Source organism: Micromonospora sp. MH33, from assembly GCF_003013775.1.
Taxonomy (GTDB): domain Bacteria; phylum Actinomycetota; class Actinomycetes; order Mycobacteriales; family Micromonosporaceae; genus Micromonospora; species Micromonospora fulviviridis.
Genome location: NZ_MUYZ01000264.1, coordinates 1 through 9,732 on the forward strand (window position 1 = coordinate 1; position 9,732 = coordinate 9,732).

Consider the following 9,732-nt stretch of genomic DNA (forward strand, 5'->3'; position numbering starts at 1 on the left):
CGCCGAGCCGGTCGCCCCGAGGGGTACGGGCCGGCTGCTGCGCTACCGGGTCGCGGTGGAGCGCGACATCCACGGGCTGCCGCCGGCCGACTTCGCCGCGGAGGTCACCCGGACCCTGACCGACCCGCACGGCTGGACCGCGGGCGGGACGCTCGCCCTGCGCCGGGTCGGGCCGGACCAACCGGCCGACTTCACCGTCTATCTCGCCACCCCCGGCACCCGCGACGAGCTGTGCCGGGACATCCCCGACGGCTACACCTCCTGTCGCCACGGCGACCGGGTGGTGCTCAACGTCGCCCGCTGGGCCGACGGCGTGCCGGGCTACGGCGCGAGCCTCGCCACCTACCGCCGGTACATGGTCAACCACGAGGTCGGCCACCGGCTCGGCCACGGGCACGAGCGGTGCCCGGGCCCGGGCCGTCCGGCGCCGGTGATGCAGCAGCAGACCCTGGGCCTGCACGGCTGCACGCCGAACGCCCTGCCGTATCCGCACGGCCGGCGGTACGCGGGACCGCCCGGGGCGTACGCCGACCCGGTGCCGCCCCGCGAGCGCGGCCGGCCCGGCTGAGTGGGGGCGGGGACGGCGCGTGGTGGGGGCTGAGCGGTGACGGTGCTTTAGTAGACGCCATGCCCAACCCCGCGATCCTCACCGTCGACGACGACCCGGCCGTCTCCCGGGCGGTTGCCCGCGACATCCGGCGCCGCTACGGCGACCGCTACCGGGTGGTGCGGGCCGACTCCGCCGAGGCGGCGCTGGACGCGCTCCGCGAGCTGAAACTCCGCGGCGAGCAGGTGGCGGTGCTGATCGCCGACTACCGGATGCCGCAGATGAACGGCATCGAGTTCCTCGAGGCCGCCATGGACCTCTTCCCCGCCGCGCGCCGGGTCCTGCTCACCGCGTACGCCGACACCGACGCCGCGATCAACGCGATCAACGTGGTCGACCTCGACCACTACCTGCTCAAGCCGTGGCACCCGCCGGAGGAGAAGCTCTACCCGGTGCTCGACCAGCTGCTGGAGGCGTGGGCGGCCGGCGCCGCCACGGCGACCCCCGAGCTGCGTGTGGTCGGGCACCGCTGGTCCGCCCCGTCGTTCACGACGCGCGACTTCCTGGCCCGCAACCTCGTGCCGTTCCGCTGGGTGCTCGCGGACGAGCCGGAGGGCGCCGAGCTGCTGACGGCGGCCGGGGTGACCGCGAACGACGTACCCCTGGTCGTGACGGCCGACGGCAAGTCGCTGGTGCAGCCGACGACGGCCGACCTGGCCGCGCAGGTCGGGCTGGCCACGACGCCGGCCGCGGACTTTTACGACCTGGTGGTGGTCGGTGCCGGCCCGGCCGGGCTCGGCGCCGCCGTCTACGGCGCATCGGAGGGGCTGCGGACGGTGCTGATCGAGCGGCGGGCCACCGGTGGCCAGGCCGGGCAGAGCAGCCGGATCGAGAACTACCTCGGCTTTCCCGACGGCGTGTCCGGCGCGCAGCTGACCGACCGGGCCCGCCGGCAGGCGTTGCGGTTCGGCGCCGAACTGCTCAGCGCCCGCGAGGTGGTGTCCCTGGAGGACGCGGGCGGGGCGCGGGTGCTCCGGTTCGCCGACGGCAGCAGCGTCGCCGCGCACACGGTGGTGCTCGCCACCGGCGTCTCCTACCGGATGCTGCCCGCGCCCGGGCTGGCCGAGCTGACCGGCCGGGGCTGCTTCTACGGCTCGGTGGCCAGCGAGGCGCCGAGCTGCTCGGGGGAGGACGTCTACATCGTCGGCGGGGCGAACTCGGCCGGCCAGGCCGCCGTGCACTTCTCCCGGTACGCCCGCCGGGTGCACCTGCTGATCCGCGGCGACGACCTGACCCGGTCGATGTCCAGCTACCTGATCGAGCAGATCGCCCGGATCGACACCATCGAGGTCCACCCGTACACCGAGGTGGTCGGCGGCGCCGGCCGGGATCACCTGGAGGAGGTGACCCTGCGCGACACCCGCACCGGCGAGACCCGGCGCGCCGGCACCTCGTGGCTCTTCGTGTTCATCGGCGCGGAGCCGCACACCGACTGGCTCGACGGCGCGGTCGCCCGGGACAGCCGGGGCTTCGTCCTCACCGGGCCGGACCTGACCCGCGGGGGCCGCCGGCCGGCCGGCTGGGCGCTGCCGCGCGACCCGTACCACCTGGAGTCCAGCATGCCCGGCGTCTTCGCCGCCGGTGACGTGCGGGCCGAGTCGGTGAAGCGGGTGGCCTCGGCCGTGGGCGAGGGCGCCATGGCGGTCTCGCTCGTGCACCGCTACCTGGAGGCACAGTGAGCGCGAGGAGTGAGCCGGGTTTGCGAGCCCCGCAGTCGCGAACCAGGGAGGCACAGTGACCACCGGAACCGACCGGCTCACCCCGGACGAGCTGCGGCGCCTCTTCCTCTTCGAGTCGCTCACCCCGGAGCAGCTCGCGCACCTGGCCGAGCACGGCCGGGTGGAGCGGCGCCGCGCCGGCGAGGCGGTCTACGTCGAGGGCGAGCCGGCGAGCTGCTTCTACGTGCTGCTCGACGGCACCGTGACCCTGCACCGCCGGGTCCAGGGTGACGAGGTCGAGATCAGCCGGACCAGCCAGCCCGGTGTCTACGGCGGCGCCATGCAGGCGTACGTGGGCGACCTGGCCGAGCAGCGTTACCTGAACAGCCTCTTCGCGGTGACCGACTGCGCGGTCTTCGCGCTCCCCGCCCAGATCATCGCCGACGCGATGCGCAGCTGGTTCCCGATGGCCACCCACCTGCTGGAGGGGCTGTTCATCGGGATGCGCAACTCGCAGACCATCGTCGGCGAGCGGGAGCGGCTGCTGGCCCTGGGCGCCCTGTCGGCCGGGCTCACCCACGAACTCAACAATCCGGCGGCGGCCGCGGTGCGGGCCACCTCGGCGCTGCGCGGCCGGGTCGCGAAGATGCGGCACAAGCTCGCCATGATCGCCGACGGCCGGCTCGACGGCCGGCGGCTGCACGATCTCGTCGCGTTGCAGGAGGAGGCCGTGAAGCGGGCCGCCGCCGCGCCCGCGCTCACGCCGCTGGCGGCCAGCGACGCCGAGGACGAGCTGGCCGACTGGCTCGACGACCACGGCGTCCGGGGCGCCTGGGAGTTGGCTCCGACGCTGATCGCCGGGGGCATCGACAGCGGCTGGCTCGGCCAGGTCGACGCCGCGGTCGGCGCCGACGACCTGGAGTCGGCGATCCACTGGATCACGTACACCATCGACACGGAACTGCTGATGGGCGAGATCGACGACGCCGTCACCCGGGTCTCCGGGCTGGTCGGCGCCGCGAAGCAGTACTCCCAACTGGACCGGGCGCCCTACCAGACGGTGGACGTGCACGACCTGCTCGACGCCACCCTGGTCATGCTCCACGCCAAGATCCCGCCCGGTGTGCGGGTGGTGAAGGAGTACGACCAGGCCCTGCCGCCGGTTCCGGCGTACGCCGCCGAGCTGAACCAGGTCTGGACGAACCTCATCGACAACGCGCTCGGCGCGATGGCCGGCAGCGGCACGCTGACCATCCGGACCGGCCGCAAGGAGGACCGGCTGATCGTGGAGGTCCGGGACACCGGCGCCGGCATCCCGCCGGAGATCCGGCCGCGCATCTTCGAGCCGTTCTTCACGACGAAGCCCGTCGGCGAGGGCACCGGCCTCGGGCTGGACATCTCCTACCGGATCGTGGTCAACAAGCACCACGGCGACATCCGGGTGCGGTCGGAGCCGGGCGACACCCGGTTTGTCGTGCTGCTGCCGCTGACGCCGGCCTGACCCGGCGCGGCTCGCCGCGGAGCCGCGTCGAGGCGGCTCGCCTCAGAACAGCGTCGAAGGGGCGACCGGCGCCGGCTCGGGCAGCGGCGCGACCTCGGGCAGGCGTGCCCGGACCTGGTCGTGGAAGCGGCGCGCGAGGTCGGGCGCGTCGGCGTTGTCCGGGGTGTGCACGAACACGGTCGGCGAGCGGCCCTCGCGCAGCCAGCCGGTCACCACGTCGAGCCACGGCTGCCAGCCCTCGACCGTCCGCGCCGGGTCGTCCCGGCCGAGGTAGCGGACGATCGGCCGGTCGGTCAGCGCCCGGGTCCGCAGCGGGAGGCGCGGCTTCTTCAGCCACGCATCCCGCTCCGCGTCGCTGGTCGGTGGGGTGCGGAAGAACGCGGTGGTGTCGAAGGGGATCCACTCCGCGTCGACCCGGGCGAGCGTCTCCTCCAAGGCGCGTACCGCGCCGGGGTCGGAGAAGAACGCGGGGTGACGCACCTCGACGGCGTACCGGTGGGTGGTGGGCAGCCCGCGCAGGAAGCGGGCCAGCGCGGGCACGTCGCCGGGGCCGAACGAGCCCGGCAGCTGCACCCAGAGGGCGTGCGCCCGCGGGCCGAGGGGTTCGACGGCGTCCAGGAAGGCCCGCAGCTCCGCGTCGGCGCCGGTGAGCCGGCGCTCGTGCGTGACGACCTTCGGCAGCTTGGGCACGAAGCGGAAGCCGGGGTCGGTCTGCCGGGCCCAGGAGGCCACCGTTTCCCGGGTCGGGGTCGCGTAGAAGGTGGTGTTCCCCTCCACCGCGGTGCACCACTCGGCGTAGGCGCGCAGCCGATCCTGGGCCGGCAGCGGGTGGGCGAGGAAACGCCCCTGCCAGGACCGGTGCGTCCACATGGCGCAGCCCACGTGCAGGCGCATCGGACCCCTCCCGCCGCTCGACCGCCCGGCACGGCCACCCGCGCCGCGGCTACGGTAACCGGGTCCGGACGCCCGTGCCGGGTCGGTCCCGGCCATCGCCGGCCAGGCGGAGGCGCAGGGCGGTGGCCGAGCCGACGCTGACGCCGGCCAGCCCCCGGACCGCCGCCTCGATCCGGGCCGCCGCGGCCCGCGCCGAATCCCGGTCGGCGTCGCCGAGCACCACCACGAACTCGTCGCCGCCGAGCCGGGCGACGGCGTCCTCGGCCCGCAGCACGTTCCGGGTGGTCGCCACCACCCGGCGGAGCAGGTCGTCGCCGGCGGCGTGCCCGAGGCGGTCGTTCACCAGCTTGAAGTCGTCCAGGTCGAGGCAGAGCAGGGACGGGCCGGGGCGGCAGCCGGTGAACAGGAACGTCGCCAGTTCGGCCAGGCCACGCCGGTTCAGCGCACCGGTGAGCGGGTCCAGGGACGCCAGGGCGCGCAGCTGGGACCGCTGCCGGGCGAGGGCTCGCGTCTGCGTGGAGCAGACCGAGACCAGGACCAGCATGCCGGCCAGGTAGACGAACACGTGACCGGCGGGAGCCGGCGGACCGGCGACGGCGACGACGACGTACGACCCGACGGTGAGCACCTCCAGCCCCACCATCAGCCGCAGGTGCGGGGTGTAGCCGGCCACGAACACGGCCGTGGTCACGAATCCGAGCGCCGCCGGCGAGGTGACCCCGCCGTCCCAGTGCGCGCCGAGCGCCGCGATCACCAGCGTCATCATCAGGAGGGTGAACGAGACCCGGTAGCCGGACGCCTTCGTGGTCACGCGGGTCGCCGCCCACGAACCCACGACACCGGCGGCCAGGCCGCAGCCGTACGCCGTGAGCATCAGCGGCCGGTTCGGCCCGGTGAGCGTCATGAGGCAGTAGACGACGGCGACCGCGTGGGAGACGGCGTGCAGGGCCGCGCTGGTCAGCGCGCGGCGGCGGCGCTCGCTCATCCCACTGCCCACCGGGCCCCCGACGCTCGGTCGAGCGCGCCGGTGCGGGCACGACGTCGATCAGCCGGCGCGACCGCGCCGACCGCCGGTGTGGACGCCACTCGGATGAGGCAGCTCACCACGTCGAAATTCAATGGCGCGCATCAACCGGCCGTCAAGAGACGAGTCGTTAACCGTCCGTTCATATCACGCACGGGAATCATCAGGTCGCGCTGGGTTGACGGCGGCGCCGGCACCGCTGGATGCCGACGCCGAACCGCACCATGTCACCGCTTGGCTTGTTGCTTGGCCATCTGCGGCTGTTCGCCCTTGCCGACCCGCCGCAGCGCGTCGCGCAATTCCTGCTCGGTCATCTTGGAATTCCCCTCGATGCCCGCGTTGTGGGCCTGCTGCCGCATCTCGTGCAACCGATCGCGGTCACCCATGTCGAGCTCCCTCCGTGGACTGGCGCGGGCGGCTCCGCGCGCCACTCCGATGTCGGCTTCCCGGGCCGGCCGGGAACAAACGGTCTCGGCCGCCGTCGCGGGGGATGCCGCTGGACCGGCCGCTCACCCGGTGCGCCTGTCCGGCCGGTCCGCCCCTGCGCCGTCCGGCCCGTCGGCACCTGGTTGGCCGCCCAGCGCCTCCGGGCCGTCGGTCAGCACGGGCAGGTCGCCGGCGGCCAGGTCGAGCCGGGGCCGCAGGTGCCGGACGCGGTGCCGCCAGCGCCCGTGCTCGTACGCCGTGTCGGCCTCCACCTCGACGACGAGGTCGTGGTGCACCGGCGTGTACGGCAGCGGCGGCGCCGGGTTCAGCTGGCCGGTCCACCCGCCGGGCAGCGGTTCGGGCCAGGGGTGGCCCTGCGCGGCGGCCGGCCGGAGCAGCCCGGCGAGTTCGCGGCGCTGTTGCCGGTGCAGCGGGTGGGTCCGCCCCAGGTAGCGCAGTCGACCCCGGTCGTCGCACCGGCCGACGAGAAGCGTGTCCGGGTCGGTCACCGGGCCGGTGACCCCGCCGACGAGGGTCTCCACGGTGCGGTGGGCGCGAATCTTCTGCCAGCCCCGCCGCCCCGGCTCGTACCGGCCGTCGCGCCGCTTGACGACGATCCCCTCGACGCCGGCGTCGGTCCAGGTCCGCAGCCACTTTCGGGCCTCCGCGAGGTCCCCGGTCTGCGGACAGAGGACGAGCCCCGGGGGCGCGTCGTCGAGCAGCCCCGCCAGCCGGTCGCGCCGCTCGGCCAGCGGATGGTCGAGCAACGGCTCCCCGTCCGGGCCGCTGAGCAGGTCGAAGGCCACGAAGTGGGCGGGGTGGCGGTCGGCCAGCGCGGCCAGCCCACGCCCGGCGGTCACCCTCCGCTGGAGCAGCGCGAAGTCGGTGCGGCCCTCGGCCCACACGATCAGCTCGCCGTCGAGCACCGTGCCGGCCGGCAGGGACCGGAGTGTCCCGGTTACGTCCGGGAAGTAGCCGGTGAGATCCCGGCCGGCCCGGGACTGCAGGTGCACCCCGTCCGCGTCGCGGAAGGCCAGCGTCCGCCAGCCGTCCCACTTCGGCTCGTACGCCAGGTGCGGGCCGGTGGGCAGGTCCGCCACCGGCGCGGCGAGCATCGGGGTGAGCGGTGGACGCAGCATCGGCTCTCCGTGGCGGATCCGGGCGCGGCGGGGCGTGGACCGGCCCGGCGATCAGCCGGGCGAGAGGCCGGTGAGCACATCCCGGCCTCCCCGGTCGGCTCCGGCGCGGTTACCCGGGCGGCAGCCCGTCGAACGTCCGGGGTTACCCGGCACGGCCGCCAGGCCCGCCCGGACGGTGCGGCCCGGGACGGTCCTGCCGAAACCACCCGCCGCGGCGGGTCACACGCCGGACGGCCATGCCTCAGGTTCGGCGGGCACTGGCCGGGTGGGCAGCGGCCGGACCGCCTCGGAGGTGTCGAACCAGCAGAAGGCGTCGTAGCGGTCCCCGAGCACGGTGGGCACGTAGTTGCCTGGGCTGTCCCGCCGCGAGCGGTAGACCACCCCGATGGCCCGGTGGTCGATCTCGTGGGTCAGCAGGTCGGGCCGCTCGTCGCGGGGGAAGACCAGCAGCGCCCGGGCCGGCGCGGCGGCGTGCAGGGCCTCCTCCAGCGAGTGCGGGCGCGCCGGCGGAACGGTCATCGTCTCCATCGGCGCGCCCCAGGCGGGACCGGCCGTCACCGTGCCGGCGTGGGTGCCGAACCCCACCAGCACCACCTGCTCCGCCCCGTACCGCTCCCGGGCCAGTTGGCCGATGTTGACCTCGCCCGCGTCGGTCATGTCGGTGGCCCGGGCGTCGCCGACGTGGGTGTTGTGCGCCCAGACCACCGCCCTGGCGCCCGGACCGTAGTGGTCCAGGAGCCGGTCGAGTGTGTCGTCCATGTGCCGGTCGCGGACGTTCCACGACTCGCGGCCGCCCCGGACCATCGCCCGGTAGTAGCGCTCGGCGCCGGCCACCACCTCGGCGTTCTGCCAGGTGCCGAAGCGGCCCGGCCCGTCGGCCGCGGCCAGCTCGCGGAGCCCGGCCAGCAGCGCGACCACCTCGTCCTCGCAGCGGTGCGGGACGAAGCGGGTGGCGAGGGCGTACTGCTGCGGGTCCTCGTCGTAGGGCTCGAAGCAGCGGTACGCGGCCAGCGCGGCCGGCACCTGGTCGGGGTCGTGCTCCCGCAGCCAGGTGAGGATCTCCCGGAGCGACTCCCAGAGCGAGTAGACGTCCAGGCCGTGGAAGCCGACCCGGTCGGCCTCCTCCACCCGCGCGTTGCGGTCGCGCAGCCAGCGGGTGAAGTCGGCGACCTCCTCGTTCGCCCACATCCAGGTCGGCCACCGCTCGAACGCGGCGAGGGCCGCACGCGGGTCGGCCGGGGCGTCGGGGCGGCAGCGTACGCTGCGGTCCACCCGGTCGCAGTCGGGCCAGTCGCCCTCGACGGCGACGAACGAGAAGCCCTGCTCCTCGACGAGCCGGCGGGTGATGGCGGCCCGCCAGGTGTAGAACTCGTGCGTGCCGTGGGTCGCCTCGCCGAGCATCACCACCCGGGCGTCGCCGACCCGGTCCAGCAGCGCGTCCAGGCTGCCCGGGTCGGTCAGGGGTGTCGCCAGCGCGGTCACCTCGTCGTCGTAGCGTCCCATCCCGGCGCGGTACCCGCTGCCGCGACCGCCATGCGCCGATCGGCGGGCCCGCGGCCACGGCCGAGGTCGCCTACCGCGGGGCGCGTGGCCGGGCGGCCCGGCCCTGTCGCCGGGGCGCCGCCGCGTCTTGCCGGGCCGGGCGCCGGGCACGGTCTCGACCGGACGGGTCGTCAGCCCCCGCCCGGCGGCGTCGGCCTCCAGGCGGGGCAGCAGCATGGCCAGCGCCCAGGCGCACTCCTGCGGGCCCCGTCCGGCGCGACGAGCAGGTGGACGCTCACCGGCGGCCCCGCCCGCGGCGGTTGTCCCGGCGCTCGGCCCGGGGGCTGAGGTCGGGTGTCTTGTAGGTGACCAGCGGGACGGTGGTGGCCACCGGGGTGGCCAGATCGTGCGCGACCAGGTCGCCGATCACCTGCTCGATGCGCTTGTAGGCGGTGGGCGCCTCCTCGAAGAGCAACTGCCGTTCGCCGCACACCACCACCGAGCCCAGCGGGGTGCGGCGCAGCTCCTCGACGGTGTGCTTGGCCCGGCCGCGGCGCAGCGCGTCGGCGCGGGACATCTTGCGGCCCGCGCCGTGCGCCACCGAGTGGTTGGCGGCCGGCCCGGCGTGCGCGGCCACCAGGTAGGAGGGGGTGCCCCGGGTGCCGGCGACGAGCACGTCCCGGCCGTCACCGGGGGCCGCGCCCTTGCGGTGCAGGTAGCGGCCGTCGCGGACCTCGACCAGGTTGTGGCACTGGTCGACGATCGGCGCGGAGGGCTCCGCCCCCAGGGCGTGCGCGACCCGGGCGGCCAGCAGCCGCCGGTTGAGCGAACCCCACCGCACGGCGGCGTCGTGCCGGGCCAGGTAGGCGGCCGGGTCGGGGGCCGGCGCCGTGCGCCTCGGTGTGCGCCCCTGGCAGACCCTCGACAGCGGCGCCGCGTCGGACATCACGGTGCGGTTCCACGCCGGCCGGGGCGGCCACCGCCCGGGCGGCCTTCCGGGC

8 protein-coding genes and 2 pseudogenes are annotated in these 9,732 nt (G+C 75.2%); 3 read left to right on the top strand and 7 right to left on the bottom strand.

The window, feature by feature from the left end; translation table 11 throughout:
• The 3 genes from B0E53_RS28370 to B0E53_RS28380 all read left to right on the top strand — a co-directional run.
• A partial coding sequence (locus tag B0E53_RS28370; RefSeq protein ID WP_107078817.1) for a DUF3152 domain-containing protein occupies positions 1-568 on the top strand: 568 nt, incomplete at its 5' end.
• A 59-nt stretch (positions 569-627) separates the two neighbouring features.
• Entirely contained in the window at positions 628-2,286 is a 1,659-nt protein-coding gene (locus B0E53_RS28375) for an FAD-dependent oxidoreductase (RefSeq protein ID WP_107078818.1), read from the top strand.
• Between the two features lie 55 nt (positions 2,287-2,341).
• Entirely contained in the window at positions 2,342-3,766 is a 1,425-nt protein-coding gene (locus B0E53_RS28380; protein ID WP_107078819.1) for an ATP-binding protein, read from the top strand.
• Positions 3,767-3,808: 42 nt separating this feature from the next.
• On the opposite strand, the gene B0E53_RS28385 is transcribed toward B0E53_RS28380, so the two are convergent.
• The 7 genes and pseudogenes from B0E53_RS28385 to B0E53_RS28405 form a co-directional block, all read right to left on the bottom strand.
• Positions 3,809-4,636 carry a DUF72 domain-containing protein gene (locus B0E53_RS28385; RefSeq protein WP_210406249.1) on the bottom strand — a complete coding sequence of 276 codons (828 nt, stop codon included), beginning with the start codon at positions 4,634-4,636 and terminating at the stop codon, positions 3,809-3,811.
• Between the two features lie 73 nt (positions 4,637-4,709).
• Positions 4,710-5,645 (bottom strand): diguanylate cyclase, encoded by a 936-nt coding sequence (locus B0E53_RS28390; RefSeq protein WP_107078821.1) that lies wholly within the window; start codon positions 5,643-5,645, stop codon positions 4,710-4,712.
• Positions 5,646-5,911: 266 nt separating this feature from the next.
• A complete protein-coding gene (locus B0E53_RS37950; protein ID WP_168215430.1) occupies positions 5,912-6,070 on the bottom strand; it encodes a hypothetical protein in 159 nt (52 codons plus the stop codon).
• Positions 6,071-6,193: 123 nt separating this feature from the next.
• Entirely contained in the window at positions 6,194-7,249 is a 1,056-nt protein-coding gene (locus tag B0E53_RS28395) for an ATP-dependent DNA ligase (RefSeq protein ID WP_246835644.1), read from the bottom strand.
• 219 nt (positions 7,250-7,468) lie between these two features.
• Positions 7,469-8,650: an erythromycin esterase family protein gene (locus B0E53_RS28400; protein ID WP_246835645.1), complete on the bottom strand. Its 1,182-nt coding sequence runs from the start codon at positions 8,648-8,650 to the stop codon at positions 7,469-7,471.
• Positions 8,651-8,938: 288 nt separating this feature from the next.
• Positions 8,939-9,030 (bottom strand): annotated as a pseudogene (locus tag B0E53_RS39765) (peptide chain release factor-like protein); the annotation flags it as partial.
• Positions 9,027-9,636 (bottom strand): annotated as a pseudogene (locus B0E53_RS28405) (RtcB family protein); the annotation flags it as partial. The pseudogenes B0E53_RS28405 and B0E53_RS39765, both read right to left, overlap by 4 nt.
• Between the last annotated feature and the right edge of the window lie 96 nt (positions 9,637-9,732).

What these genes read in the sequence shown, in the direction of transcription:
- B0E53_RS28375 (WP_107078818.1), top strand. Translation starts at nt 628, where the DNA reads ATGCCCAACCCCGCGATCCTCACCGTCGACGACGACCCGGCCGTCTCC.
- B0E53_RS28385 (WP_210406249.1), bottom strand. Translation starts at nt 4,636, where the DNA reads ATGTGGACGCACCGGTCCTGGCAGGGGCGTTTCCTCGCCCACCCGCTG.
- B0E53_RS28390 (WP_107078821.1), bottom strand. Translation starts at nt 5,645, where the DNA reads ATGAGCGAGCGCCGCCGCCGCGCGCTGACCAGCGCGGCCCTGCACGCC.
- B0E53_RS37950 (WP_168215430.1), bottom strand. Translation starts at nt 6,070, where the DNA reads ATGGGTGACCGCGATCGGTTGCACGAGATGCGGCAGCAGGCCCACAAC.
- B0E53_RS28395 (WP_246835644.1), bottom strand. Translation starts at nt 7,249, where the DNA reads ATGCTGCGTCCACCGCTCACCCCGATGCTCGCCGCGCCGGTGGCGGAC.
- B0E53_RS28400 (WP_246835645.1), bottom strand. Translation starts at nt 8,650, where the DNA reads ATGCTCGGCGAGGCGACCCACGGCACGCACGAGTTCTACACCTGGCGG.